Origin of the sequence: Hydrogenophaga intermedia (assembly GCF_023715105.1) — a bacterium.
Lineage (GTDB): Bacteria > Pseudomonadota > Gammaproteobacteria > Burkholderiales > Burkholderiaceae_C > Hydrogenophaga > Hydrogenophaga intermedia_A.
Map to the genome: position 1 here is coordinate 73,433 of NZ_JAMBNO010000015.1, position 24,842 is coordinate 98,274.

Below are 24,842 nucleotides of genomic sequence, written 5' to 3' on the forward strand. Positions count from 1 at the left end.
CCAACGCGTGACAGTGGGCTGTTGATGGAGCGCATGGTAGGCTGGAGTTTGACGTTATGTTGTCGGTCCGACGACAATCTCGGGTCATCCCTCCTAGGACTTACCCCATGTTCCCCGCCCGTCGCAGCGCCATCCGCGAACGCGCCCGTCGCCCCACCGAGGCCGAGCTCGAAGGCATCCCCTGGCTGGGCCGCCTGGAGGGCGAGGCGCGCGAGCGCGCACTCGATGCGCTGGAGGTGGGCGAGGCCGAGGCGGGCGACTACGTGTGCCGCTACGGCCGGCCCGTGACCTTCTGGTTCGGACTCGTGGATGGCCTGCTCAAGATGAGCAACGACGACTCGCAAGGGCCGGTGATCACCTTCACCGGTGTGGCGCCGGGCGGCTGGTTCGGCGAGGGCACGGTGCTCAAGCACGAGACCTATCGCTACAACATCCAGGCGCTGCGCAAGAGCCTGATCGCCGGCCTGCCGGTGCAGACCTTCGACTGGCTGCTCGATCACTCGATCGGCTTCAACCGCTTCGTGATGCACCAGCTCAACGAGCGCCTGGGCCAGTTCATCGCCGCGCGCGAGATCGACCGCATCACCAGCCCCGACCTGCGCGTGGCCCGCAACCTGGCCGCGCTGTTTCACCCGCTGCTCTCGCCCAACGTGGGCGGCGTGCTGCGCATCACCCAGCAGGAACTGGCCTACCTGGTGGGCTTGTCGCGCCAGCGCGTGAACGAGGCGCTGCGGGCGTTGCAGGACAAGGGGTGGATACGGATCGAGTACGGGGGGTTGCGGGTGCTGGACCTGACGGCTTTGCGGTCGGGAGGGTTGGACTGACCTGCTTTCGTGCCTCGCGCAAGCTCGCGGTCGCGGAGCCGACTTCCGGTCGGCGACGACCGGCGTTGCCGGAGAAGGGGACAATCGCCCCATGTCCCAAGACCCCAAAAGCCGCACCCTCAAGCTCAAACCCGCGGCCCCCAAGCCCCTTGCCGATCCCCGCGCCCCGCGACGCGCGCCGGTGCGCCCCCCCGGCCCGGCACGTGCCCGGCCGCTGAGCGCCGCGCAGCGCCCCGAATTGCCGGTGCAGCCCGCGGCCACCGCCCGGGCGCCGGGTGCCACCGTCGCGCCGACGCGTTCCAACGACGAACGCGCCCGCCCGCCGAGACCCGATTCACGTCCCCCGCGCAGCGACTCGCGACCTGCGCGCTCCGACAACCGGACTGGCCCTCGGCCCGACAGCCGTCCAGCCGCCCGTCCCGCGCCCCGGTTCGACCCGCGCGCGCAGACATCCGCGCCGACGCAGTGGGCGCCAAGGCCTGCCGACGCCCCACAGCCCGCGGCCCCGAAGACCGCGAAGGCATCGGTGGCCCCCGCCGCCCCGCGCGACGGCATCCGCCTGAACAAGCGCCTGGCCGAACTTGGCCTGTGCTCGCGCCGCGAGGCCGACGAGTGGATCGCCCACGGCTGGGTGCTGGTCAACGGCAAGGTCGCCGCCATGGGCCAGCCCGTCACCGCCGAAGACGAGATCAAGGTGCTGCCCCAGGCCACCAGCGCGCAAGAGGAACGCGCCACCTTCCTGCTGCACAAGCCCGTGGGCTATGTGAGTGGCCTGCCCGAAGACGGGCACGAGCCCGCGGTGGTGCTGCTCAAGCCCGCCAACCGCTGGAAGGACGACCGCGGGCCGCGGCGCTTTTCGCCCGCGCAGCTCAAGGGCCTGGCGCCCGCAGGGCGGCTCGACATCGACTCCACCGGCCTGCTGGTGCTCACGCAGGACGGGCGTGTGGCGCGCACGTTGATCGCTGACGACAGCGAGGTGGAGAAGGAATACCTGGTGCGCGTGGTCTGGGCACCCAACGGTCCGCAGGGCGAGGGCGTGGTGGAGCAGGACGTGCAGGCCGTGTTCCCGGCCGGGCAACTGGCGCGGCTGCGCCACGGCCTGTCGCTGGACGACCAGCCGCTCAAGCACGCGCAGGTGGACTGGATCAACCCCGAGCAGCTGCGCTTCGTGCTCACCGAGGGCAAGAAACGCCAGATCCGCCGCATGTGCGAGGCCGTGGGCCTGCACGTGGTGGGCTTGAAGCGCGTGCGCATCGGCCGCGTGATGCTGGGCAAGCTGCCGCCAGGGCAGTGGCGCTATCTGGGCGCCGACGAGGCCTTCTGAGACCACCGGTCTGCCCGTCGCGGCGCGGTCATGGGGTCCAACCACAATCGGCCATGGCCCACACACGACGAACCCCGGTACGACACCTGCGCCCAAGCGATCTGCGGGCCGCTGCCCAACTGGTGACCCAGGCCACCCTGGGGGTGGTGGGCGTCACCGAGGACGTGCATCAGGCCGTGCGCCAACGCATCGGCCTGCCGGGGGGTGACGCACCCGATCGGGCCGGGGGCCTCACCGGGCGCATCTACGCGGCGATCCGCGGCGCGGCGCACGGCATCGGTGCCGGCATCGATGGGGTGTTGCACAGCCTGGCGCCTCTGCTGGAGCGCCCCGGTGCGGATCACGCCGATTCCGCCGAACGTGCGGCGGTGGTGGCTGCGCTCAACGGCGTCTTCGGCGACCGGCTGGCGGCTATGGGCAATGCACTGGCGCAACCCATGGAGCTGCGCCACGGCGGCCAGGCGCTGCCGTTGCACGCGCCCGAGCGGCTGGCGCAGCGCCTCGGTGGGGCCAGCCCGCACCTGCTGTTGATGATTCACGGGCTGTGCATGAACGACTCCCAGTGGCTGCGCAGCGGGCACGACCACACCCCGCTGCTGGCCGAGACGCTGCAGGCCACGCCGCTGCACCTGCGTTACAACAGCGGGCTGCACATCGCCGCCAACGGCCGCGAACTTGCCCGTGCACTGGAGCGGCTGACGCAACACTGGCCCGTTGACCTGCGGGGCATCACCCTGGTGGGGCACAGCATGGGCGGGTTGGTCGCGCGCAGTGCGGTGCACGAGGGGCGGCTTGCCGGCCACCGATGGCCCGCGCTGGTAAAGCACTTGCTGTTCCTGGGCACCCCGCACCACGGCGCGCCGCTGGAGCGCGCCGGGCACGGTGCCGATCTTCTGCTGGCCTCGTCACCTTTCACCGCGCCGCTGGCGCGGCTCGGGCGCCTGCGCAGTGCCGGCATCACCGACCTGCGCCACGGCCACCTGCGACACCCCGACGACGCCCGGCACGACGAACCCCTGGCGCTGCCCGACGGCGTGGCCTGCCTCGGCGTGGCCGCCTGCCTGGCCCCGCGCCGCGGCCTGCTGGCCGAGCGCCTGGTGGGCGATGGTCTGGTGCCGTTGCACAGTGCGCTCGGCGAGCACGACGACTCGGCGCGCCGGCTGGTGTTTGCCCGGGACAGCCTGCACGTGGTGTACCGAACCGGCCACCTGGACTTGTTGTCCAGCCCGGCGGTGGCGCAGCGGCTGCAGCAATGGCTGCAGCCTGCTTCAGCCGGGTCTTGAAAATCCCGCTCGCGGTCCCCATGTCTGGCGCGGTTTGTGTACCGCCGGGCGACAGCCCTTGTCTCTCACCTTTTCCACCATGAGCAAACAGACCCATTCCTTCCAGGCCGAAGTGGCCCAGTTGCTGCACCTGGTCACGCACTCGCTGTACTCCAACCCCGACATCTTCCTGCGCGAGCTGGTCTCCAACGCATCGGACGCCTGCGACAAACTGCGCTTCGAGGCGCTCAACAACGCCGCGCTGTACGAGGACGCGCCCGAGTTGCAGGTTCGCGTGGCCTTCGACAAGGCGGCCCGCACCATCACCATCACCGACAACGGTGTCGGCATGAGCGCGGCCGAGGCGATCGAGCACCTGGGCACCATCGCCAAGAGCGGCACGCGCGATTTCATGAGCAAGCTCAGCGGCGACCAGAAATCCGACGCGCAGCTCATCGGGCAGTTCGGTGTCGGTTTCTATTCCGGCTTCATCGTGGCCGACAAGATCGTGGTGGAAAGCCGCCGTGCCGGCCTGCCTGCGGCCGAGGGCGTGCGCTGGACCAGCGGCGGCAGCGGTGATTTCGAGGTCGAGGCCATCGAGCGTGCGGCGCGCGGCACCAGCGTCATCCTGCACCTGCGCGAGGACAAGACCGAATACCTCAACCACTGGAAGCTCAAGTCCATCATCGAGCGGTATTCCGATCACATCAGCCTGCCGATCCGCATGCAGGCCGAGCAGTGGGACGCCGAGAAGAGCGAGTACGTGCTCAAGGACGAGTGGGAAACCATCAACTCGGCCAACGCGCTGTGGTCGCGTCCGAAGAAGGACGTGAGCGACGAGCAGTACACCGAGTTCTACAAGACGCTCAGCCACGACAGCGAGGCCCCGCTGGCCTGGAGCCACAACCGGGTGGAGGGCAGCACCGAGTACACGCAGCTGCTCTACATCCCGGCCAGCGCGCCGCACGACCTGTGGAACCGCGAGCGCAAGGCCGGCATCAAGCTCTACGTCAAGCGCGTGTTCATCATGGACGAGGCCGAGAGCCTCATGCCGGCCTACCTGCGCTGGGTCAAGGGCGTGGTCGATTCGAGCGACCTGCCGCTCAACGTGAGCCGCGAGCTGCTGCAGGAAAGCCGCGATGTGAAGGCCATCCGCGAGGGCAACACGCGCCGCGTGCTGGCCCTGCTCGACGAGCTCAGCAAGGACGGCGAGAAGTACGGCAAGTTCTACGCCGCGTTCGGCGCCGTGCTCAAGGAAGGCCTGGGCGAGGACTTCGCCAACCGCGACAAGATCGCGAAGCTGCTGCGCTTTGCCAGCACCACCCAGAGCGAGCCCACCGCGCTGGCCGACTACAAGGCGCGCATGAAGGATGGCCAGAAGGCCATCTACTACCTGACCGCCGACACCCTGGCCGCAGCGCGCAGCAGCCCGCAGCTGGAGGTGTTCCGCCAGAAGGGCATCGAGGTGCTGCTGATGGCCGACCGCGTGGACGAGTGGGCGCTGTCCTTCCTGCCCGAGTTCGATGGCACGCCGTTGCAAAGCGTGGCCAAGGGCGCGGTGGATCTGGGTGACCTGCAGGACGAGGCCGAGAAGAAGGCGGCCGAGCAGGCCGCCGAAGCCTTCAAGCCGGTGCTGGAGAAGCTCAAGGAAAGCCTCAAGGACAAGGCCAAGGACGTGCGGGTCACCTCGCGGCTGGTGGATTCTCCGGCCTGCCTGGTGGTGGAAGACGGCGACTACTCCATGCAGCTGGCGCGCCTGCTCAAGCAGGCCGGGCAGCAGGCGCCCGAGGTCAAGCCCATCCTGGAGGTCAACGCCGGTCACGCGCTGGTGAAGAAGCTCGAGACGAGCGAACACTTCGACGATCTGGCGCACGTGCTGTTTGACCAGGCCCTGCTGGCCGAAGGTGGCTTGCCCGAGGATCCAGCCGCCTACGTGCGCCGGGTCAACGGCCTGTTGGTTTGACCTGACGCTTCAGCCCTGAACGAACGTGCGGGGCCTTCACTACACTCGGGGGGAAGGATCGGCGCGGGCAACGTGCCGCCCGAACGTTCCGGTCCACCGCCCTCCTGCCCGTGCACTTCCAACGTCCTTACGATCCCGTCGTCTCCTTTCGCAACAGCCAGGGCGATGCCGCCCGTGGGACGTTGACCAGCGTGCAGCGGCGCGCGCTGGTGATGGAGATCTACAACCCGTACTCCATCGTCCAGGTCAGCGAGGTGCTCAGCGAGCTGACCATCCGCTCCGGCGATCGCCCGATCTACCAGGGCAAGGCGGTCGTTGTCGGTCTGGTCAACACGGGCTTGATGGCCGTGGTCTCGCTCACGCTGATCGATGAGTGGAACGACCTTGGCGGCATCGGCGCCGACGCGCGCTCGGTGTCCGATGCGGTGCGCGAGTTCCTCAAGGACTGGGACGCCCGCACGCTGGTGCGACCGGCGTACCAGGCGGTGGTCAACGAACTGCGGGCGTATTTCTCGGAAGTGACGCGCTGGCTCGACCAGGCCGACCTGGCCGCGGGGCTGCCGCGCGACCAGACCGGCCGCGTGCGGCTGGACGTTTTCTCCGAGCTGGCGCGCCCGCTGCTGGAGCGCGGCCAGGTCTACCTGCAGCGCTTCGAGGCGGAGGCCGCGGCGGTACCGCCCGAGGAAGAGGCCGCCCACCGCGCGTTCGCGCAAGCGGCCATTCACCCGTTGGTGTTGCGCGCTCCTTTCGTCTACCGCACCTACGCCAAGCCGCTGGGCTATGCGGGCGACTACCGCATGGTCACCCAGATCCTGGGCGACCCGCGCGAAGGGCCGAGCACCTATTTCGAGCTCGTGAACTACATGTTCCTGCAGGCCGCGGTGGCGCAGGCGCACCGCAACCGGGTGGCGATGCTCACCGACTGGCTGTCCAGTGCCGCACAGCAGGCACAGGCCGAGGGCCGCCGCCTGCGCGTGCTCAACGTGGGCTGCGGTCCGGCCGCCGAGATCGAGCGGGCGATCCGAAGCGGGCAGGCGTTGGCCCATGTCGATATCGACCTGGTGGACTTCAGCGAGGAGACGCTGGCATACGCCCGGGATCGCCTGTCGCAGGCCGCGCGCGAATCCGCCGTGGCCTCGCCCGGGCTGCGCCTGCGGCATGAATCGGTGCACCAGCTGCTCAAGCGCTCGGTCCGCAGCGCCGATGTGCCGCCCGAAGAACGCTTCGATCTGATCTACTGTGCCGGCCTGTTCGACTATCTGGCCGACAAGGCGTGCACACGGCTCATCGGCTACTTCGAGCAGCACCTGACCCCGCAGGGGCGCCTGCTGCTGACCAACGTGCACCAGAACAACCCGGAGCGTCACTGGATGGAGCACTTCATGGAGTGGTACCTGATCTACCGCGACGAAGCCGGTATGGAGCGGCTGCTGCCCGCCAGCATGAAGGCCGCGCACACCTACACCGACGCCACCGGCGTCAACCTGTTCGTCGAAGCCGTGCGGGCGGCGTAGTCCGCCGCGACCCCATGCTGGCCCTGCTGCATGCACAACGCCTGAGCGAGGAAGCTTCCGAGCACCGCCACCTGCTGTTCTACAGCCGCGTGACCTGCGTCGTGGCCATGGTGCTGGTGCTCATGGGTGTGGGGCTGGACGCCGCCTTCTACCCCGAGCGCGCCACCACCTTCGGTCTGCTGCGCGGCGCCACGGCGTGCGCCATCGGGCTGATTCTGCTGAGCTACGCCACACCGTTCGGTCAGCGTCATATCCGCCGCCTCACCTACCTCTGGATCGCGCTGCCCCAGGTGATGATCGCGTGGATGATCTTTGCCACCGATGGCGAGGCATCCATCTACTTCGTGGGTCTGACGTTCGGCATCGCCGGCATCGGCATCTTCCTGCCGCTGACCGTGCGCGAGGCCTGTGGTTACAGCGTGTTCACCATCGCCATCTATGTCGCGGCCTGTGTGGCACGGGAGGGCGGCGTGCAGCGCTGGGACCAGTTGCTGGGTCAGACCATCTTCCTGTCCTTCTATGGCGTGATCGCCGTCACGGTGGCGGTCTATGGCGGGCGCTGGCGTCGCCAGACGCTGGCCTTGCAGAACGAGGTGATGCGCCAGCGCGACGAGTTGATCGAAAGCAACCAGGCGCTGACCCAGATCAAGGGGCAGTTGCTGCACCGCGAGAAGATGGCAGCCATCGGCACGTTGTCGGCCGGTCTGCTGCACGAACTCAACAACCCGGTGAATTTCAGCCTCATGGCCCTGGACATGGGCCGCACACAGCCCGCTGTCGGGCAGGACGCAATGCTGCGGGAAAGCCTGGACGACGCACGCGAGGGCCTGGTGCGTATCCAGAACATCGTCACCGACCTCAAGACCTTCGCCTATCAAAAGCCCGACGGGGGTAACGTTCGCCCCTTCCTGTTCGAGAACGCGGCGCGCTCGGCCGTTCGGCTGGCGGGTTTCGATCTCAAGGGTATCGAGGTTCGCCTGGAACTGCCGCAGGACACCCATGTGCTGGGCGACGAGCCCGCGCTCATCGGCGTCATGATCAACCTGCTCAGCAACGCCGCGCACGCGGTGCGTGCTGCCAAGCGCGAGCGCCCCGAGGTGGTGGTTGCAGCCGTCGTCCAGGGCGAGCGCATGGCCGTTACCGTGCGCGACAACGGCCAGGGCATCGAGCCGCAAAACCTGGAGCGCGTGTTCGATCCGTTCTTCACCACGCGCGACGTCGGCAGCGGCCTGGGCCTGGGCCTGAGCATCAGCTACGGGATCGTGCAGCGGCACGGTGGCCACCTGACGGTGCGCAGCGAACCCGGTGCCTGGACCGAGTTCCACTTCGACCTGCCGCGCCCGACATGAGCACACCGCCCACACCCATCGAAGCCCGCGCCGTGCTCATCGTCGACGACGAGCCCCAGGCCTGCAAGTGGTTTGCGCGTCGCTATGGCGACGAGTTCGCGGTGCTGGTGGCGGGTGGCGTGGTCGAGGCGCTCGCCGTGCTGGCCGAGCGCGGCGCCGAGGTGGCCGTGCTGCTCACCGACTACCGCATGCCGCAGCACAGCGGGGTGGACCTGCTGGCCGCGGCCGCCGAGCACCACCCGCACGTGGTGCGTGTGTTGATGTCGGCCTACGCCGACAAGGACGTCGCGCTGCAGGCGATCAACCTCGGGCGCGTGGAGCACATGCTGGAGAAGCCGCTGGACGAGGCGCTGACCCGCCGCGTGCTGCGCGAAGCGCTGGCCCAGGCCCGCCAGCGCGCCCACGACCGCGGCCTGGCCGACCGGCGCGCCGCCATGCTGCGCGAGACCCTCGGCTTTCTGGCGCACGAGGTACGCACGCCCCTGGCCACCGTGAGCGGCTACCTGGCCGCGCTGCGTGAGCGCCATGCCGACGGCACCAGCCCGCCGCGGGAGGCGGCGCCCGGCGACACGCTGCGCATGATCGAGGCCGCGCAACGCCGCGCCGACTACGCGCAGTCGCTGGTCACCAGCTTCGTCAACACCGCCCGCGAGGCCTACCGCCCCGACCCGGGCGTGCCGCTGACGGCGGCCGAACTGGTGCGTGCCGTCGAGCGCGAGTACCCGTTCGATACCCACGAGCGCGAGCGGTTGCGCACCGCACTCGACGACGACTTTCCCGTGCCCGGGCGCCAGCGCGACCTGCTTTATCTGGTGCTGTGCACGCTGATCAAGAACGCGCTGCAGGCACAGCGCGCACAGCAAGAGCCGGTGCCACGCGTCACGGTGGCACTGCAGCGCCAGCCGCGGCCCGCGTTGGCGGTGATCGACAACGGCCCCGGCCTGCCAAGTGCCCTCAAGGGCCGGCTCACGCGTGAGCCGGTGGATTCGGGCTCGGGCGGCAGCGGCATGGGCCTGCTGTTCTGCCGGCGCGTGATGCAGTCGATCGGTGGCGACATCGAGGTGGGCGATGCCGACGGCGGAGGTGCCGTCGTCACGCTGTGGTTTCCAGTGGAGGACAACAAATGACACGCAACAAGATTCTGTACGTTGACGACGAGGCCATGGCGCTCAAGTACTTCGAGCGCCTGGTGAGTCCGCTCGCACCGGTGCTCACCGCCTCATCGGTGGACGAGGGCCGCGCGCTGCTGGACGCTCACGGGGCCGAGATCGCCGTGCTGGTGAGCGATCAGCGCATGCCGGGCGCCCGTGGCAACGAGCTGCTGCGCCACGCGCGCGAACACCACCCGACGGTGGTGCGCATGCTCACCACCGCCTATTCCGACATCGGCGAGGCCATCGAGGCCATCAACAGTGGCGAGATATACCGCTACATCGCCAAGCCGTGGGAGCTGGAGCACCTGCGGGCCGATCTGCGCAACGCGCTCGATCTGGCGGCGTTGCGTGCCGAACGCGATGAGTTGTTGCGTGAGAAGCTCATGGTGGCACAGGCGCAACTGATGGGGCAGCGCATTGGCCAGCTCGTGGCGCTGGCCGCCGCGCTGCAGGCTCCCAACGCCGATGCAGCGGTGCACACGTACGTGAGCGCCGCGCTTGCCACGGGCGCTGCTTCACCAGCGGTCGACTGGCGCCGCTGGGATCACACCGAACTGCAGTACGCCGAGGCCGAGCGTGCGGTGCAGCTGGTCGCGCACGTGCGCGGATGGTGGGCGAGCTGGGGCACGCTGCCCGCCGACGATGGCCCGCGCCTGGCCACCCTGGCGGCTGCGCTGGGCCAGCCGTTGGAGGGCGGCCGCTTGCCTGGCGTGACCGGCGACATGCTGGTGGCGCCGCTGGCCGGTGCGCCGGGATCGCCGCTGCAGGCGTCGCAGGCGGCTTTTCTGGCCTGGTTGCTCTGGTGCGGGGGTGCCGCACGGCTGCAGAGCGAGGATGGCGGGTGTTCCGTGGTGTCGGCAGCGCCACTGGCGCCACCCGGCGATTGGCTCGTGGCGGCGATCGAAGCCGCGTCACCCGTCGGCTGAGGGAACATGACGCTGTGCGCCGCTGTGTGCTGCCGTGTGCACCGCGTGAGCGCTCGTCGCGCCGCTGGAACCCCGCCAGAGGCACGCGGTCACAATGACGGCCATTGTCTGTTCAGGAGTTCGCCATGTCCGCTACCTTCTTGACCCGCTGCACCCTGGTGCTGGCCACGGCCGCCCTGGGTGCCTGCAGCAGCGTGGGTGTGGGCATCGGCATTCCCGTGGGCCCCGTGACCATCGGTGTCGGCGCCAGCAACCACGGTGTCAACCTGGGCGTGGGCACCAGCGTGGGCCCGGTCGGTGTCGGTGTGGGGGTGGACCAGGGCGGCCGCGTGAGCGCGGGCGCCGGTGTGGGCGCCAGCACCGAGATCGGCAACAGTGGGGTGCGCGCCGGCGTGGGTGTCGGCACCGGCACGGTCATCCACGACCCGAACAAGAAGTAACCCCCGCGCACTGAATGAGAAAACCCGCCGGACACGGCGGGTTTTCTCATGGGCGATGCCCGTTCAGACCACGGTGAGCGTCACCGGGATGTTGCCGCGCGTGGCGTTGGAGTAGGGGCAGACCTGGTGCGCGGTGTCGACCAGGTCCTGCGCGACGGCGCGGTCCAGGCCCGGCAGGCTCACGTTCAGGCGCGCGGCGATGCCGAAGCCCTGCGGAATCGGGCCGATATCGACCTCGGCGTCGATGCTGGCGTTGGCCGGCACGGCGATCTTCTTCATGGCCGCCACGTGCTTGAGCGCGCCCATGAAGCAGGCCGAGTAGCCCGCGGCGAACAGTTGCTCGGGGTTGGTGGCGTTGCCGGCGCCGCCCATGGCCTTCGGGGGCGCGAGCTTCACGTCGAGCAGGCCGTCATCGCTGCGCGAGGCACCATCGCGGCCACCGGTGGTGTGGGCGCGGGCGGTGTAGAGGACTTTGTCGAGTTGCGTGGGCATGGTGGCTCCTTGAGGTGGGTGCTGTGGACAGCGGTGGGGGACAGGGTTCAGGCGCTGAGGCGGTCGCGCAGGGCGCGGACCTCCCGCGTGAGGGCGAGTATCTCGGGGATCGAGCACTGCGTGGCGTCGAGCACGCAGGCTGGAACGCGCGCCGCGCGCGTGCGCAGCTTGCGTCCGGCAGGGGTCAGGCGGATGCGCACGCGGCGTTCGTCTTCCACGTCGCGCAGACGCACCAACAGGTCTGCCGCTTCCAGCCGTTTGAGCAAGGGCGTGAGGGTTCCGGAATCGAGGTGCAGGCGTTCGCCCAGGGCAGAGACGGTCATGCCGTCTTGTTCCCACAGCGCGAGCATGGCGATGTACTGGGGGTAGGTCAGGCCAAGCTCGTCGAGCAGCGGCTTGTAGAGCTTGGTCATCGCCAGCGACGCGGAGTACAGCGCAAAGCAGAGCTGGTGGTCGAGCTTGAGCAGATCGTCGGTGGAGGAGCGGGCGCTGGGCATGGCGGTATTGTTTCGTGCAATTAGATTGTGTGCAATTGAATTGCGAGAAGTCCATGCCTTCCGTGTGGGCAAAGGGAAGGCGCGGGCATTCTGCCCAGCGCGGTGAAGGCATGCCCGGGGCAGTGTCGGGCAGCGGTTGGGCGCCTCAGGCGATCAACGGCGGTTGCGCCATGGCCTCGATCTGCTCGCGCAGCAGGCGTATCTGGCCGCGCCAGTGGTCGGGGTGGGCGAACCAGGGGAAGTTCGGCGGGAAGCTGGGGTCGTCCCAGCGGCGCGCGATCCAGGCGTTGTAGTGGATCAGGCGCAGCGTGCGCAGCGGCTCGATGAGCGCGAGCTCGCGGCGGTCGAAATCGCGAAACTGCTCGTAGCCCTCGAGCAAGGCACCCAGTTGCTGCGTCTGCTGGCGCCGCTCGCCCGACAGGATCATCCACAGGTCCTGCACGGCCGGGCCGCTGCAGGCGTCGTCCAGGTCCACGAAATGCGGGCCGGCGCCGGGCGCGCCTTCGGGGGTCCAGAGGATGTTGCCCGGGTGGCAGTCACCGTGCAGGCGGATGCAGGCCGGTGCATCGGCGCTCGCCTCACCCCGCAGCACGGCATGCTGTTCGACCGCGGCCACGGCTTCGGCCGCGACCTCGCGCCATTCGCGCTGCACCTCCAGCGGCACCACGTCCTGATCGACCAGCCATTGCAGCGGTTCGCGCGCCATACGCTGCGCGTCCAGTCGCGGGCGGTGCGCGAAAGGGCGCGCTGCGCCCACCGTGTGAAGCCGCGCGAGAAAGCGACCGATCCATTCCAGCACCTCGAAATCGTCCAGTTCGGGCCGGCGCCCCCCGCGGCGCGGACAGACCGCCCAGAAAAAGCCCGCATGCTCGTGCAGTGCCCGGCCCTGTGGCGTGAGCGGGGCCACCACCGGCACCTCGGCAGCGGCCAGCTCGGCCGCAAAGGTGTGTTCCTCTTCAATCTGCGTCGCGCTCCAGCGCTGCGGGCGGTAGAACTTGGCCACCACCACGCCGTGGCCTTCGAACGGTGACTCCAGCGGCACCTGGTAGACCCGGTTCTCGAAGCTGTTCAGGGTGATAAGCCGACCATCGCCCCGCAGGCCCGCAGCGTCCAGCGCGTCGAGCACGGTGTCGGGGGTGAGGCGGTCGAATGGGTGTTTGCTGGCCATGGTCATGGGGCATTGTCCCCGCGCCGGCTCACCTATGATCGCCGCCATGTCTGCCGCTTCCCGATCGAAAGCCGCGCGCGCGAAGCCGCCCGCCGCGCCTGGCCTGCACCAGCAACTGCCCGAACTGCGCGAAGGCCAGTCGGTCGCGCTGCTGCAGGAGCTGCACATCCTCACGCGCGAAGGCAAGCTCAACCAGGACACGCGGCGCAAGCTCAAGCAGGTCTACCACCTGGTGCAGTTCATCGAACCCCTGCTCGACGAGGTGATGCGCGAGCAGGGCGAGGTGACGCTGGCCGACCACGGCGCGGGCAAGTCCTACCTGGGCTTCATCCTCTACGACCTGGTGCTCAAGCCGCGCGGCGCCGGCCGCGTGATCGGTGTCGAGGCGCGCAGCGAGCTGGTGGAGAAATCCCACGCGCTCGCGCAGCGGCTGGGCTTCGAGCGCATGCGCTTCCTGGCGGCGACGGTGCAGCAAGCCATGGACGATGCGGCGCTGCCCGAGCGCATCGACGTCGTGACGGCACTGCACGCATGCGACACCGCCACCGACGACGCGATCGACTTCGGCCTGGCACGCCAGGCGCGCCACATGGTGCTGGTGCCCTGCTGCCAGGCCGAGGCCGCGGGCGTGATGCGCCAGCACAAGGCCCTTTCGCTCAAGCGCACGCCGCTGGCCGAGCTCTGGCGCCACCCGCTGCACACGCGCGAGTTCGGCAGCCAGATCACCAACGTGCTGCGCTGCCTGCGGTTGCAGGCGCATGGCTACGACGTGACCGTGACCGAGCTCGTCGGCTGGGAACACTCGATGAAGAACGAGCTCATCCTCGCCCGTAGAATGGCTGACGACCGGCCTGGTCAGCGCGAGAACGCGCGCCAGCGGTTGCTGCAGGTGCTTGACGCGTTCGGCCTGCAGGACCTGCAGCACCGTTTCGCGGTCTGAGGTCCCCCCCGCGGTGGCCCTGGTGGCCGCCACTCCGATGAACCGCCGGCCCCCGGGCCGGCGCACCGACCGCTCCCGGCCTCGCGTCGGGTGTCTTTCCCCGTCGGTGCGCAGCATGGAGACATGCCCTTGGTCACCACCAATTTCGCCTTTCTGCTGCAGGCCATCGCCTGGCCATTGGCACTGCTGATCGCCTGGTTCCTCGGCGAATGGCTGCTCGAACGCTGGAACATCCCGCGCGTGACGAGCTACGTCGCCGTGGGTCTGGTCGGCAGCCTGATCAACCTGCCCGGGCTCACCACCGACATCACCGGCCTGCCGTTCCTGGCCAACGTGGCGCTGGCCCTGGTCCTGTTCGAACTGGGCTACCGCATCAACCTGCGCTGGTTCCGGCACAACCCCTGGGTGCTGGTGCTCGGGGTGGTGGAATCGCTCGTCACCTTCGGATTCGTTTATTGGGTTTCTGGCTGGTTCTCCTTGCCCATCGAACACCGGCTGATCATTGCCGCGCTGTCGATCTCGGCGTCCCCCGCGGGCGTGCTGCGCGTGGCCAACGAACTGCGCAGCACCGGCCAGGCCACCGAGCGCGTGCTGCACCTGTGCGCCATCAACTGCCTGTTCTCCGTGCTCGCGCTCAAGATCGTGGTGGGCTACTGGACGCTCTCCACCTCGGGCGACCTCGTGCTGGCGGCCTTTGGCAGCGTGCATGTGGTGGGCACCTCGATCGCTGTGGGCGCGCTGCTGGGCGTGGTCGTGCCCTGGTTGCTGCGGCTGCGCAACACGCACGAGCGCGGGGTCACCGTGGTCTTCGCATTGGCGGTGCTGCTGCTCACCACCGCTGCCTACGGCCTCATGCTCTCGCCGTTGCTGGCCGCGCTCACCTTCGGCATCGTGGCGCGCGAGCGCCGCGTGCATCTCACCAGCGCACAGCGCGATTTCGGCACCGCGGGCGACTTGCTCTCCGCCTTCCTGTTCGTCTACATCGCGTCGCTGCTGACCTGGGTGGACGTGAGAACGACCTTTGTGCTGGGCGCGGTGCTCATCCTGGCCCGCACCTTCACCAAAGTGCTATGCAACGTGGCAGCGGCGCGTCTGTCGGGCATCTCCGAACGCAAGGGCGCGCTCACCGGCCTGGCGCTCACGCCCATGTCGGCCTTTGCCATCCTGCTGATCGAGCAAACCCGCCTGATGGGCTTCGACCCCGCGGTGCAGGTGCTGGCCACCATGGCCGGCATGATGCTGCTCCAGGAACTGCTCGGCCCCATCGTCACGCAGCGCTCGCTCATGGCCGCGCGCGAAACCCACGTCACCCGCGAGTGAGGAACCCACATGCCATTGGAAACCTTCAAGGCGTCTGATTCGCTGACCATGGGCGTGGAGCTGGAGCTGCAGCTCGTCAACAGCTACGACCACGACCTCTCCAGCAGCGCCAACGACCTGCTCGACCTGCTCGCGCGCAAGCCCTTCCCGGGCACCGTCACGCCCGAGATGACGCAGAGCATGATCGAGATCGCCACCGGCATCCACACCGAGCACGGCCCGCTGCTCAAGCAGTTGCAGGACATCCGCGACACGCTGGTGACCGCGGGTGACCGGCTCAACATCGAACTCGCCGGGGGCGGCACCCACCCGTTCCAGCGCTGGTTCGAGCAACGCATCTTCTCCAAGCCGCGCTTTCACCAGCTGTCCGGTCTGTACGGCTACCTGGCCAAGCAGTTCACCGTGTTCGGCCAGCACGTGCACATCGGCTGCAGCTCGCCCGACGAAGCGCTGTTCCTGCTGCACTCGCTCAACCGCTACGTGCCGCACTTCATCGCGCTGTCGGCCTCCTCGCCGTTCTCGCAGGGCGTGGACACATTGTTCGATTCGGCCCGGCTGAACTCCGTGTTCGCCTTTCCGTTGAGCGGGCGCGCGCCGTTCGTGCTCAGCTGGGAGGAGTTCGCCAACGTGTACTTCACCAAGATGGAGAGCACGGGCGTGGTGAAGTCCATGAAGGACTTCTACTGGGACATCCGGCCCAAGCCCGAGTACGGCACCATCGAGCTGCGCGTGTGCGACACGCCGCTCACGGTGGAACGCGCTGCGGGGCTGGCGTGCTATCTGCAGGCGCTGTGCCGCCACCTGCTCACGCGCAGCGAGCCGCCGCCGGAAGAAGACGATTACCTTGTCTACACCTACAACCGCTTCCAGGCCTGCCGCTTCGGGCTCGACGGCATGATGGTCAACCCCAAGACGCGCGAGCAGATCAGCATCCGTGAGGACGTGCTGGCCACGCTGCGCGTGCTGGCACCGCACGCGCAGGCCCTGCACAGCCTGCCCGCGCTCGACGAAATCGAGCGCACCGCCGCGCGCGTGGGCAACCACGCCAGCTTCCTGCGCACCCGCTTCAAGGACAGCGGCAGCGTGGAGGCGGTTGTGCGGGCAAGTGTGGAGGCTCTGCGGCACGGGCCGTGATTTCCGTCACGCATGGCGTGTGGGGGGATTCCTGAGGCTTGTCGGGAAATTTCCTACACGGCGAATGGCAGATCACCGACTTAACCGTCGCGGGGTGCATCGATACAGTTTGTTTCCATCGACACACCCTCCGTTTCAACCGTTTCGCCTCAGGACCCCGCCATGAAATCCTTCGCTGACCGCACCAACCCCTTCGTCATGATGCTCGACCCCGAGGCCGTGATCAGCGCCATGGAGCGCAGCCAGCCGCTGCGTGGCCTGGCCGGCCGCGTGTGCCGCCCGCTCGACAAGCCGTTGATCCCGACCCTGTTCAACACCACCATCCGCGAGTTCGACGCCGCGATCGACGACGAAGAATTCATGGACAGCGGCGTCGAGGCCTACGCCGAGGCCCAGCCCGGCCTGAGCGCCGTCCACTGATTGAGTTTTCGCTGCCGGGCCGCCCCAAGGCTGCCCGCACAGCGGTGCAGCGTGGGGGCCCTATCGGGCAAATCGCTTGCGCGTGAGCGCCAGCGCCAGCCAGAACGTCGCCACCGCATAGAAGGCCAGTACCGCCAGATGCAGCGCAGCGTTTGCGGGCCACTGGTCCAGGAACAGCGGGCGCACCAGCTGCACCGCGTGCGTCAGGGGCAGCAGATCGGACAGCAGCAGCACCGGCCCCGGCAGCTGCTCGCGGGGAAAGAAAACGCCCGAGAGAAACATCATGGGCGTGAGCACCAGCGTGAAGTAGTAGCTGAAGAAGTCGTAGCCCTTGGCCAGGGCGTTGAACACCAGCGCGATGCACGAGAAGGTGATGCCCGTGGCCCACAGCAGCGGCCAGGCCAGCAGCAGCTTGGGCGACTGCGTGATGCCCAGGCCCAGCATCACCAGCAGGATCACCGTCACCGAGAACAGCGACTTGAACGCTGCCCACAGCATCTCGGCCAGCACCACGTCGTCCAGCCCCACCGGCGCATTGAGGATGCCGTCCCAGGTGCGTTGCACGTGCATGCGCGAGAACGCCGAATACAGTGCCTCGAAGGTGGCCGCGTTCATGGCGCTCATGCAGATGCTGCCGCTGGCCAGGAACAGGATGTACGGCACGGCCACCGTGCCGCCGGCTGCAGGCAGGTTCACCGTGCCCACCAGCGCGCCCAGGCCGTAGCCGAATGCCACCAGCCAGATCAGCGGCTCGGCCACGTTGGCCGCCAGGCTGGGCAGTGCGAGCTTGCGCCAGACCAGCAGGTTGCGCAGGAACACCGGCCACCAGCGCCACGACAGCCGCGGCGGTGCCCAGGGATTGGGTGGGGTGAGGGTGGTGGTGAGAGGCGTCGTGGTGGTGTTCATGATCAACCGTCCTCCCGGATCTGGCGGCCCGTGAGTTTGAGAAACAGGTCTTCCAGGTTGGCCGGCCGGTGCAGGGTGCGCAGCTCGTGGTTGCTGGCCAGTGCCGCCAGAATGGGCTGGGCCTGCGCGGTGTAGAGGAACACGGTCTCGCCGCTGACCTCCACGCGCGCGGCCAGCGCGCGCAAAGGCGCGTGCTCGTCGCGCTGTGCAATATCGATGGCGCCCGGCCCGTAGACCTCCACCACGTCGGGCTCCAGGTGCTCGGCGATCAGCGCGCGTGGGCGGCCTTCGGCGATCTTGCGGCCGTGGTCGAGCACCAGCAGGCGCGAGCACAGGCGTTCGGCCTCGTCCATGAAGTGTGTGGTGAGCAGGATACTCTTGCCCTGCTGCAGCAGCATCTGCAGCCGCTCCCACATCAGATGACGCGCCTGCGGGTCCAGACCGGTGGTGGGCTCGTCGAGCATCAGCAACTGCGGGTCGTTGACCAGCGCGCGCGCCAGCGACAGGCGCCGCTTCATGCCACCCGAGAGTTCCCCCGGGCGCGCCTTGGCCTTGTGCGATAGCGCGGCGAACTCCAGCAGGCGCGGGATGCGGGCGCGGATGTCAGCGTCCTTGAGCCCGAAATAGCGGCCGTACACGAGCAGGTTTTCTTCGGCGTCGAAATCCGGGTCGAGCGTGTCCATCTGCGCGACCACGCCCAGGCGCGCCTTGATCGCAAGCGCGTCGCGTGGCATGTCCAGGCCGAAGGCGGTGATGCGCCCGGCATCCGGCGCGGTCAGGCCCAGGCACATCTTGATGGTGGTGGTCTTGCCGGCACCGTTGGGGCCGATCACGCCGAGGCATTCGCCGGGCTGGATGGCGAAACTCAAGCGATCCACCACCGTGGCGTTGCCGTAGCGTTTGACGAGGTCGACAGCCTCGAACAGGGGTTGGCTCATGGCGCGCCATTGTGCCCACCACCGATGACCCCTGGCGCGCCGGGGCAAGGGCCCCACCTACAATCCGGCTCCCATGTCGTTGGCCGTCCGTCTCCAGTACCTGTTGCCCAAGCTCGCCCTCACGCGGCTGGCGGGCGCCTTCGCCGGCGCGCGTGCCGGCGCGCTCACGCAGTGGGCCATCCGCCGCTTCATCGCGCGCTACCACGTGAACATGGCCGAAGCGGCCGATCCCGACCCCGCGGCCTACGACACGTTCAACGCGTTCTTCACGCGCGCGCTCAAGGCCGATGCCCGCCCGCTGGCCGATGCCGCCTTCGTCTGCCCGGTCGACGGCGCGATCAGCCAGTTCGGCCGCATCCAGCGCGACCAGATCTTCCAGGCCAAGGGCCACCACTACAGCACCGCGGCCCTGCTGGGCGGCGATGCCCAGGCCGCCGCAGCCTTCGACGACGGCGACTTCGCCACCATCTACCTGAGCCCGCGCGACTACCACCGCATCCACATGCCCGCTGTGGCGACGCTGCGCCGCATGGTGCACGTGCCGGGCGAACTGTTCTCGGTGAACCCGGCCACGGCCGCGGGCGTGCCCGGGCTGTTTGCGCGCAACGAGCGCGTGGTCTGCCACTTCGACATGCCGGTGGGCGAACGCACCGTGCCTTTCGTGCTGGTGCTGGTGGGCGCCACCATCGTCGGCAGCATGGCCACCGCCTGGCATGGCGTGGTCAACCCGCCACGCCCGGGGGGCTTGCGCACCTGGCGCTACGACGACATGCCCGTGCGCATCGAACGCGGCGCCGAGATGGGCCGCTTCCTGCTCGGCTCGACGGTGGTGCTGCTGTGGCCGAAAGACACCATCCGTTTCCAGCCCGACTGGGCGCCCGCGCGCGCTGTGCGCATGGGTGAGGCGATGGGCGACGCGCTCTGATTTCTTTTCGCAAGGACACGATCATGACCACCCTCGGCACGCCGCTCTCACCCTCGGCCACCAAAGTCATGCTGCTGGGCAGCGGCGAACTGGGCAAAGAGGTGCTGATCGCACTGCAGCGCCTGGGCGTGGAGACCATCGCCGTCGACCGCTACGAGAACGCGCCTGGCCACCAGGTCGCGCACCGCGCCCACACCATCGCCATGAGCGATCCGGCGCAACTGAAGGCGCTCATCGAGCGCGAGCGCCCGCACCTCGTGGTGCCTGAGATCGAGGCCATCGCCACGCCTGTGCTGCAGGAACTCGAGGCCGCGGGCGTGGTGCGCGTGATTCCCACCGCGCGCGCCGCGCGCCTCACGATGGACCGCGAAGGCATCCGCCGCCTGGCGGCCGAGACGCTGGGTCTGCCGACCAGCCCCTACAAATTCTGCGATTCGCTCGAAGAACTGCAGGCCGCGATCGACAACGGAATCGGCTACCCCTGCATCGTGAAGCCCGTGATGAGCAGCAGCGGCAAGGGCCAGAGCAAGATCGATGGCCCGGCCGACGTGAAGACCGCCTGGGATTACGCCATGGCGGGTGGTCGCGTGAGCCACGGTCGCATCATCGTCGAGGGCTTCATCCGCTTCGACTACGAGATCACGCTGCTGACCGTACGCGCGCTGGGCGCGAACGGTGAAATCGAAACCCACTTCTGCGATCCGATCGGCCATGTGCAGGTGAGCGGCGACTACGTGGAGAGCTGGCAACCCCACCCCATGAGCGCGAAGGCGCTGCAGACCAGTCGCGAGATCGCCAAGGCCATCACCGACAACCTCGGTGGGCAGGGATTGTTCGGCGTCGAGCTGTTCGTGGCCGGCGACCAGGTGTGGTTCAGCGAGGTCAGCCCGCGACCGCACGACACCGGCATGGTGACCATGGCCACGCAGTGGCAGAACGAGTTCGAGCTGCACGCGCGCGCCATTCTCGGCCTGCCGGTGGATACCGCGCTCAAGAGCCCGGGTGCCAGCGCCGTCATCTACGGCGGTGTCGAGGCACGGGGAATCGTGTTCGACGGCGTGTACGAAGCCTTGCGCGTGCCGGGTACCGAAGTCCGCCTGTTCGGCAAGCCCGAGAGCTTCAACAAGCGCCGCATGGGCGTGGCGTTGGCACGACACGCTGACGTGGAGCAGGCGCGGGTGAATGCCAAGCGCGCCGCCGCGCACGTGCGCCCGCGCGAGGCCTAAGCCAACCGACGGGTTTGCCATGCGCCAAGGCGCGCATACACTGGCGGCGACCACCGTGCCGCTTCATCGCGGAATCGATCTGCAGGGGAAGTCGATTGGAGATCAGACAGCTTCGCTATTTCCTGAGGATCGCGGAACTGGGTAGCTTCTCGAAGGCCTCGCTCGCTCTGCACATCGCGCAGCCCGCACTGAGCCAACAGATGGCTCAGCTTGAAGACGAACTGGGGCACGCCCTGCTGCACCGTCGCCACAATGGTGTGCAGATGACCGAACAGGGCGAGGCCTTCTATGCACACGCACAGCGTGTGCTCAAGCAGATCGACGATTTGCCCAATGTGGTGAAGCGCTGCAAGGACTCGTTGCGCGGTACCGTGTCGTTGGGCTTGCCACAAAGCACGGCGGTGCAATATGCCATGCCCCTGGTCGCCGAGCTGCAGCAGCGCCACCCTGGCGTGAGTGTGGAGATCTACGACGAAATCAGCGGCAACTTGCTGCGGCATCTCAACTCCGGTCAACTCGACATCGCCGTTGTGGTCAATGACCAGGACGTATCGCTCGTGAACGCGGTTCCCCTGATGGATGAGGAGCTGTTTCTCACTTCCTGCGCGCGCGAGGATCACGGCCCGCGCTTGCGGGTTCAGGATCTCGCGACCCTGCCGCTCACATTGCCTGGCGTGCACCATGGTGTGCGTGCACTCGTCGACGCGGCGATACGCGCTCATGGCGTGATTCCGCCGATGCCTTCCATCGTCGCGAACTCCATGAGCGTCATGCGTCGCGCGGTCGAATCCGGCGTTGCCTGCAGCGTGATGCCCTGGGGCGCGGTCTGCGAGGAGATCGACGCCGGCACCTTGCGCGTCACACCGTTGGAGCCGCGGCTGACGCGGCGGGTGTATGTGTGCACTGCCCGTGATGCGCAGTTGTCGCTGGCCGGCCATGCGGTGCACGACTTGCTGATCGAGCTCACCCGCCAACGCGTGGCGAGCGGTGAGTGGCTGGGCGTCACACTGATCTGATCGGCGCGTCCATCGGGCCTCGTTCGCGCGAACAGTGCCATCGCTTTCGCGGCTGACGGCAGACGAAATCCCTATTTCTCAAGCCATGGATCGACTCCTAGACTGCCTTCAGGCAACGAAGGAGGCTTTCCAGAATGATCGCGTCTCACGAATCGTCCACGCCCCCCGCGCACTCGGAGCGAGGCCTGCCGCCCGGTCTGACAAGGTTGCTTGGCACCCTGTTCGGCGAGCGCTTCACGACCAGCGCTGCCGTGTGTCTGCAGCATGGTGCCGACGAATCGGCGTTTGCACCCGCGCCGCCCGATGCGGTTGTCTTCCCGGAGTCCACCGAAGAGGTGGCCGCCGCAATGGCTGCCTGCCATGCCCATGGCGTCCCTGTCATCCCGTTCGGTGTGGGCTCGTCGGTCGAAGACCACCTCCTTGCCGTGCATGGGGGTGTGTCTTTCGACACGTCACGCATGAACCGGGTGATCGACATCCGACCGGAAGACCTCACCGCCACGGTGCAGGCGGGCGTCACGCGTGAGCAGCTCAATCGCGAGCTCGCGTCGACAGGCTTTTTCTTCTCGGTCGATCCCGGTGCGAACGCCAGCATCGGTGGCATGGTGGCCACAGCGGCCTCCGGCACGAACACGGTGCGCTATGGAACCATGCGCGACAACCTGCTGTCGCTGGTCGTGGTGCTGGCGGATGGTCAGGTCATCCGCACTTCGCGTCGCGCGCGAAAATCATCTGCTGGCTACAACCTGACCCAGATCTTCGCGGGCTCGGAGGGTACGCTGGGAATCATCACCGAGGTGACCGTCAAGCTGCATCCACAGCCTGAGGCCATCGCCGCTGCGGTCGTGAACTTCCCTGATGTGGGCAGTGCCGTCAGCACCGTGATCCAGGCGCTGCAGATGGGGGTTCCACTGGCACGCGCTGAAATGCTCGATGCCCTGACCATCAAGGCCATCAACGCGCACAGCCGCACGACCTTGACCGAAGCGCCCACGCTGTTCCTCGAGTTCAGCGGGTCTACCGCCCAGGTGAAAGAGCAGGGCGAGACCTTGCGCACCGTCGTCGAAGAGCACGGCGGCGGCGATTTCCAGTGGGCCACCCGTCCCGAGGAACGCAGCCGACTCTGGACGCCACGGCATCACGCCTATTTCGCCTGCATCCAGCTGCGTCCGGGCTCGCGTTCACTCACCACCGATGCCTGTGTGCCCATTTCCCGTCTTGCCGACTGCATCGCCGAGACGACCGCCGACATTCAGGCCAGTGGTCTCCTGGCGCCCGTTTTTGGCCATGTGGGTGACGGCAATTTTCACTGCCTGCTGCTGGTCGATCCCGATAACGCGGACGAAGTGACGGCCGCCGAGGAGTTGAGTCACCGTCTTGTGCACCGTGCCATCCGCTTCGATGGCACGTGTACCGGCGAACACGGGGTGGGCCTGCACAAGATGCCTTATCTGGAAGAAGAGCATGGCGTTGCCACGGTCGACGTCATGCGCCGCATCAAGCGGGCGCTCGACCCGCGCAATATCCGCAACCCGGGGAAGGTTGTCCATCTTTGACGCCGAAGCGTTCCATGGAACGAAGAACGATGCTCGCGTTGCTGTCGAGTTGTGCGATGCCATCGCTCGCGCTCGCACAGAACACCGCCAGGGCGACTGCTACCCGACAGCCGGCCGGTGGCGAGATCATGCGCGGCCAGACCGCGAATCTCTCCTCAAACCGCGCGGCCATCTCCAAGGCCTATGCCGAAGGCGCCGACCTCGTGTTTCAGCAAGTCAACGCCACCGGTGGCGTGCATGGCCGCCGTATCCGCGTGTTGCAGCTTGACGACGCCTACGACGTCCAGCGAGCCGAGGAGAACGTGCGTGCGCTCAACGAAAACCACAAGGTCTTTGCGCTCGTGTACCTCGTGGGAACCGCCATCGTCGACAAGGTGCTGCCTTATGTGACGCAGTCGGGTGTTCCCATGGATCACGCGGTGACGGGCGCCGACAACGTGCGGCCACCCGTTCGTTTGGTGAACGAGGCCTTCTTCCTGCGGGCAAGCTACGGCCGCGAGATCGATCGAATCGTCAGCCACCTCGCCACGCTGGGCATCGACAACTTCGGCTTCCTGCATGAAGACGAGCCCTTCGGTTATGGCGTTCGTAGCAACGTGCAATCGGCGGTCGAGAAGTTCAAGACCAAGCTGGTGGCCAGCATCTCGGTTCCCCCCAATCAGCCCACGGCCGAAGCGGTAGCGCCTGCGGTGCGCCTGATGCTGCAGGTCAGTCCCAAGGCCGTTGTTATCGGCAGTGCCGGCCCGGTGATCGAAAAATTCGTTCGCGCCTACCAGGAGGCCGGCGAGCGCACCCAGTTCTATTGCCTCTCCGTGGCCAATGTCGAGCGGCTGGTGCGCGATCTCGGGCTCTTGAGCGAGGGCATCGTCGTGGCACAGGTGATGCTCGATGTGCGCACCTCGAACCTGCCGGTCGTGCGCGAGTACCGCGAGGCCGCCGCAAGGCGGGACGCGATGGCTGGTGTTTTCGATCTGGAAGGTTTCGTCTCTGCGCGAATCATCGTGCAGGCCCTGCGCGACGCCGGTGAAACGCCCACGCGCGCCCGTTTCATCGCCGGCCTGGAGCGGCAGACGCAGGTGGGGGCTTTCCGGTGAAATACCAGGACGCACGTCAAGGCTCTCCGTTCGTGGAACTGTCCATGATCGGACGCGGGGGAAAGTCGGTCCGGTGATCGTCAACCCAGACCGCAGCGTTGTCGTCGAGCCCTGCGAAGCGCGCCAATGCACGCGGGAACGCGAAGAGGTGCTCCTGCAACTGCTTCGCCACAGCATCGAACGTGGACACCGCCGCCTCGTCATGCGTCGCGTCCTCATGCTTGAGGTGTGTGGCTGCCGTGTACCTGACGCGTTGAAGCCGTATTGCGATCGGGTGTTCGAGCAAGCTCGTGCGGGCGAGGTCGTCACCATCCGCCGTGCGGTTTTGGACTGGGCGGCCATGGTGAATGGTGCAGCGCCGCCCAGCGCGCCATGGCAGCTCACGGTTGCGCCCACTGCACACCTTACGCTGGTCTGGAACAGCTTTCGTCCATCAACGCGGCAGCGTACTTGT

Annotated in this window: 23 protein-coding genes and 1 pseudogene; 18 read left to right on the forward strand and 6 right to left on the reverse strand. The window is 67.8% G+C overall.

The features are described from left to right. The first annotated feature begins 107 nt into the window (after positions 1–107). The 9 genes and pseudogenes from M3149_RS15200 to M3149_RS23050 form a co-directional block, all read left to right on the forward strand. A complete protein-coding gene (locus M3149_RS15200) occupies positions 108–824 on the forward strand; it encodes a Crp/Fnr family transcriptional regulator (protein ID WP_251710390.1) in 717 nt (238 codons plus the stop codon). A 91-nt stretch (positions 825–915) separates the two neighbouring features. Next, positions 916–2,148 carry a pseudouridine synthase gene (locus M3149_RS23315; RefSeq protein ID WP_435370752.1) on the forward strand — a complete coding sequence of 411 codons (1,233 nt, stop codon included), beginning with the start codon at positions 916–918 and terminating at the stop codon, positions 2,146–2,148. A 53-nt stretch (positions 2,149–2,201) separates the two neighbouring features. Next, positions 2,202–3,431, forward strand: a complete 1,230-nt coding sequence (locus tag M3149_RS15210) for an esterase/lipase family protein (RefSeq protein ID WP_251710391.1) — start codon at positions 2,202–2,204, stop codon at positions 3,429–3,431. Between the two features lie 79 nt (positions 3,432–3,510). After that, a complete protein-coding gene (htpG, locus tag M3149_RS15215; protein ID WP_251710392.1) occupies positions 3,511–5,373 on the forward strand; it encodes a molecular chaperone HtpG in 1,863 nt (620 codons plus the stop codon). A gap of 110 nt (positions 5,374–5,483) precedes the next feature. Continuing rightward, positions 5,484–6,887, forward strand: a complete 1,404-nt coding sequence (locus tag M3149_RS15220; RefSeq protein ID WP_251710393.1) for a class I SAM-dependent methyltransferase — start codon at positions 5,484–5,486, stop codon at positions 6,885–6,887. Positions 6,888–6,901: 14 nt separating this feature from the next. After that, on the forward strand, positions 6,902–8,236 hold the full coding sequence (locus M3149_RS15225) for a sensor histidine kinase (protein ID WP_251710394.1): 1,335 nt from the start codon (positions 6,902–6,904) through the stop codon (positions 8,234–8,236). Then, a complete protein-coding gene (locus tag M3149_RS15230; protein WP_251710395.1) occupies positions 8,233–9,363 on the forward strand; it encodes a hybrid sensor histidine kinase/response regulator in 1,131 nt (376 codons plus the stop codon). Before M3149_RS15225 ends, M3149_RS15230 begins: the two co-directional genes overlap by 4 nt. Beyond that, positions 9,360–10,316: a response regulator gene (locus tag M3149_RS15235; RefSeq protein ID WP_251710396.1), complete on the forward strand. Its 957-nt coding sequence runs from the start codon at positions 9,360–9,362 to the stop codon at positions 10,314–10,316. The genes M3149_RS15230 and M3149_RS15235 overlap by 4 nt, the downstream gene beginning before the upstream one ends. Before the next feature lie 125 nt (positions 10,317–10,441). Beyond that, positions 10,442–10,750: pseudogene (locus M3149_RS23050) on the forward strand (hypothetical protein); the annotation flags it as partial. A 69-nt stretch (positions 10,751–10,819) separates the two neighbouring features. On the opposite strand, the gene M3149_RS15245 reads toward M3149_RS23050, so the two are convergent. The 3 genes from M3149_RS15245 to M3149_RS15255 all read right to left on the reverse strand — a co-directional run bounded on the left by M3149_RS15245 (position 10,820) and on the right by M3149_RS15255 (position 12,919). Continuing rightward, on the reverse strand, positions 10,820–11,248 hold the full coding sequence (locus tag M3149_RS15245) for an organic hydroperoxide resistance protein (protein WP_251710397.1): 429 nt from the start codon (positions 11,246–11,248) through the stop codon (positions 10,820–10,822). 47 nt (positions 11,249–11,295) lie between these two features. Next, the gene (locus M3149_RS15250) at positions 11,296–11,745 is read right to left on the reverse strand and encodes a MarR family winged helix-turn-helix transcriptional regulator (RefSeq protein WP_251710398.1); all 450 of its coding nucleotides are present in this window, start codon (positions 11,743–11,745) and stop codon (positions 11,296–11,298) included. A gap of 145 nt (positions 11,746–11,890) precedes the next feature. Continuing rightward, on the reverse strand, positions 11,891–12,919 hold the full coding sequence (locus M3149_RS15255; RefSeq protein ID WP_251710399.1) for a serine/threonine protein kinase: 1,029 nt from the start codon (positions 12,917–12,919) through the stop codon (positions 11,891–11,893). 40 nt (positions 12,920–12,959) lie between these two features. Here M3149_RS15255 and M3149_RS15260 point away from each other — a divergent pair, with 40 nt between their 5' ends. From M3149_RS15260 to M3149_RS15275, 4 genes are all read left to right on the forward strand, one after another. After that, the gene (locus tag M3149_RS15260; protein WP_251710400.1) at positions 12,960–13,853 is read left to right on the forward strand and encodes a class I SAM-dependent methyltransferase; all 894 of its coding nucleotides are present in this window, start codon (positions 12,960–12,962) and stop codon (positions 13,851–13,853) included. Positions 13,854–13,976: 123 nt separating this feature from the next. Next, positions 13,977–15,173, forward strand: a complete 1,197-nt coding sequence (locus tag M3149_RS15265) for a cation:proton antiporter (RefSeq protein ID WP_251710401.1) — start codon at positions 13,977–13,979, stop codon at positions 15,171–15,173. A 9-nt stretch (positions 15,174–15,182) separates the two neighbouring features. Further along, positions 15,183–16,307, forward strand: coding sequence for a YbdK family carboxylate-amine ligase (locus tag M3149_RS15270; protein ID WP_251710402.1), 1,125 nt, complete (start codon positions 15,183–15,185; stop codon positions 16,305–16,307). A 162-nt stretch (positions 16,308–16,469) separates the two neighbouring features. Next, the gene (locus M3149_RS15275; RefSeq protein ID WP_251710403.1) at positions 16,470–16,727 is read left to right on the forward strand and encodes a hypothetical protein; all 258 of its coding nucleotides are present in this window, start codon (positions 16,470–16,472) and stop codon (positions 16,725–16,727) included. A 60-nt stretch (positions 16,728–16,787) separates the two neighbouring features. On the opposite strand, the gene M3149_RS15280 is transcribed toward M3149_RS15275, so the two are convergent. Both M3149_RS15280 and M3149_RS15285 read right to left on the reverse strand, forming a co-directional pair. Continuing rightward, a complete protein-coding gene (locus tag M3149_RS15280) occupies positions 16,788–17,633 on the reverse strand; it encodes an ABC transporter permease (protein ID WP_251710404.1) in 846 nt (281 codons plus the stop codon). A 2-nt stretch (positions 17,634–17,635) separates the two neighbouring features. Further along, on the reverse strand, positions 17,636–18,571 hold the full coding sequence (locus M3149_RS15285; protein WP_251710405.1) for an ATP-binding cassette domain-containing protein: 936 nt from the start codon (positions 18,569–18,571) through the stop codon (positions 17,636–17,638). A gap of 73 nt (positions 18,572–18,644) precedes the next feature. On the opposite strand from M3149_RS15285, the gene asd reads away from it, so the two are divergent. From asd to M3149_RS15310, 5 genes are all read left to right on the forward strand, one after another. Beyond that, positions 18,645–19,496, forward strand: a complete 852-nt coding sequence (gene asd, locus M3149_RS15290) for an archaetidylserine decarboxylase (RefSeq protein WP_251710406.1) — start codon at positions 18,645–18,647, stop codon at positions 19,494–19,496. Between the two features lie 23 nt (positions 19,497–19,519). Beyond that, positions 19,520–20,722 (forward strand): formate-dependent phosphoribosylglycinamide formyltransferase, encoded by a 1,203-nt coding sequence (gene purT / locus M3149_RS15295; RefSeq protein WP_251710407.1) that lies wholly within the window; start codon positions 19,520–19,522, stop codon positions 20,720–20,722. Positions 20,723–20,736: 14 nt separating this feature from the next. Beyond that, the gene (locus M3149_RS15300; RefSeq protein WP_251710408.1) at positions 20,737–21,738 is read left to right on the forward strand and encodes a LysR family transcriptional regulator; all 1,002 of its coding nucleotides are present in this window, start codon (positions 20,737–20,739) and stop codon (positions 21,736–21,738) included. Positions 21,739–21,872: 134 nt separating this feature from the next. Further along, positions 21,873–23,294 (forward strand): FAD-binding oxidoreductase, encoded by a 1,422-nt coding sequence (locus M3149_RS15305; RefSeq protein WP_251710409.1) that lies wholly within the window; start codon positions 21,873–21,875, stop codon positions 23,292–23,294. Positions 23,295–23,308: 14 nt separating this feature from the next. Further along, positions 23,309–24,388, forward strand: a complete 1,080-nt coding sequence (locus M3149_RS15310; protein WP_251710410.1) for an ABC transporter substrate-binding protein — start codon at positions 23,309–23,311, stop codon at positions 24,386–24,388. 16 nt (positions 24,389–24,404) lie between these two features. Here M3149_RS15310 and M3149_RS15315 read toward each other — a convergent pair whose 3' ends face one another. Further along, positions 24,405–24,578 (reverse strand): hypothetical protein, encoded by a 174-nt coding sequence (locus M3149_RS15315; RefSeq protein ID WP_251710411.1) that lies wholly within the window; start codon positions 24,576–24,578, stop codon positions 24,405–24,407. Positions 24,579–24,842: the final 264 nt, after the last annotated feature.

Coding starts and splice junctions, on each gene's coding strand:
- M3149_RS15200 (WP_251710390.1), top strand. CDS start 108: ATGTTCCCCGCCCGTCGCAGCGCCATCCGCGAACGCGCCCGTCGCCCC.
- M3149_RS23315 (WP_435370752.1), top strand. CDS start 916: ATGTCCCAAGACCCCAAAAGCCGCACCCTCAAGCTCAAACCCGCGGCC.
- M3149_RS15210 (WP_251710391.1), top strand. CDS start 2,202: ATGGCCCACACACGACGAACCCCGGTACGACACCTGCGCCCAAGCGAT.
- htpG (WP_251710392.1), top strand. CDS start 3,511: ATGAGCAAACAGACCCATTCCTTCCAGGCCGAAGTGGCCCAGTTGCTG.
- M3149_RS15225 (WP_251710394.1), top strand. CDS start 6,902: ATGCTGGCCCTGCTGCATGCACAACGCCTGAGCGAGGAAGCTTCCGAG.
- M3149_RS15230 (WP_251710395.1), top strand. CDS start 8,233: ATGAGCACACCGCCCACACCCATCGAAGCCCGCGCCGTGCTCATCGTC.
- M3149_RS15235 (WP_251710396.1), top strand. CDS start 9,360: ATGACACGCAACAAGATTCTGTACGTTGACGACGAGGCCATGGCGCTC.
- M3149_RS15245 (WP_251710397.1), bottom strand. CDS start 11,248: ATGCCCACGCAACTCGACAAAGTCCTCTACACCGCCCGCGCCCACACC.
- M3149_RS15250 (WP_251710398.1), bottom strand. CDS start 11,745: ATGCCCAGCGCCCGCTCCTCCACCGACGATCTGCTCAAGCTCGACCAC.
- M3149_RS15255 (WP_251710399.1), bottom strand. CDS start 12,919: ATGACCATGGCCAGCAAACACCCATTCGACCGCCTCACCCCCGACACC.
- M3149_RS15260 (WP_251710400.1), top strand. CDS start 12,960: ATGTCTGCCGCTTCCCGATCGAAAGCCGCGCGCGCGAAGCCGCCCGCC.
- M3149_RS15265 (WP_251710401.1), top strand. CDS start 13,977: ATGCCCTTGGTCACCACCAATTTCGCCTTTCTGCTGCAGGCCATCGCC.
- M3149_RS15270 (WP_251710402.1), top strand. CDS start 15,183: ATGCCATTGGAAACCTTCAAGGCGTCTGATTCGCTGACCATGGGCGTG.
- M3149_RS15275 (WP_251710403.1), top strand. CDS start 16,470: ATGAAATCCTTCGCTGACCGCACCAACCCCTTCGTCATGATGCTCGAC.
- M3149_RS15280 (WP_251710404.1), bottom strand. CDS start 17,633: ATGAACACCACCACGACGCCTCTCACCACCACCCTCACCCCACCCAAT.
- M3149_RS15285 (WP_251710405.1), bottom strand. CDS start 18,571: ATGAGCCAACCCCTGTTCGAGGCTGTCGACCTCGTCAAACGCTACGGC.
- asd (WP_251710406.1), top strand. CDS start 18,645: ATGTCGTTGGCCGTCCGTCTCCAGTACCTGTTGCCCAAGCTCGCCCTC.
- purT (WP_251710407.1), top strand. CDS start 19,520: ATGACCACCCTCGGCACGCCGCTCTCACCCTCGGCCACCAAAGTCATG.
- M3149_RS15305 (WP_251710409.1), top strand. CDS start 21,873: ATGATCGCGTCTCACGAATCGTCCACGCCCCCCGCGCACTCGGAGCGA.
- M3149_RS15310 (WP_251710410.1), top strand. CDS start 23,309: ATGGAACGAAGAACGATGCTCGCGTTGCTGTCGAGTTGTGCGATGCCA.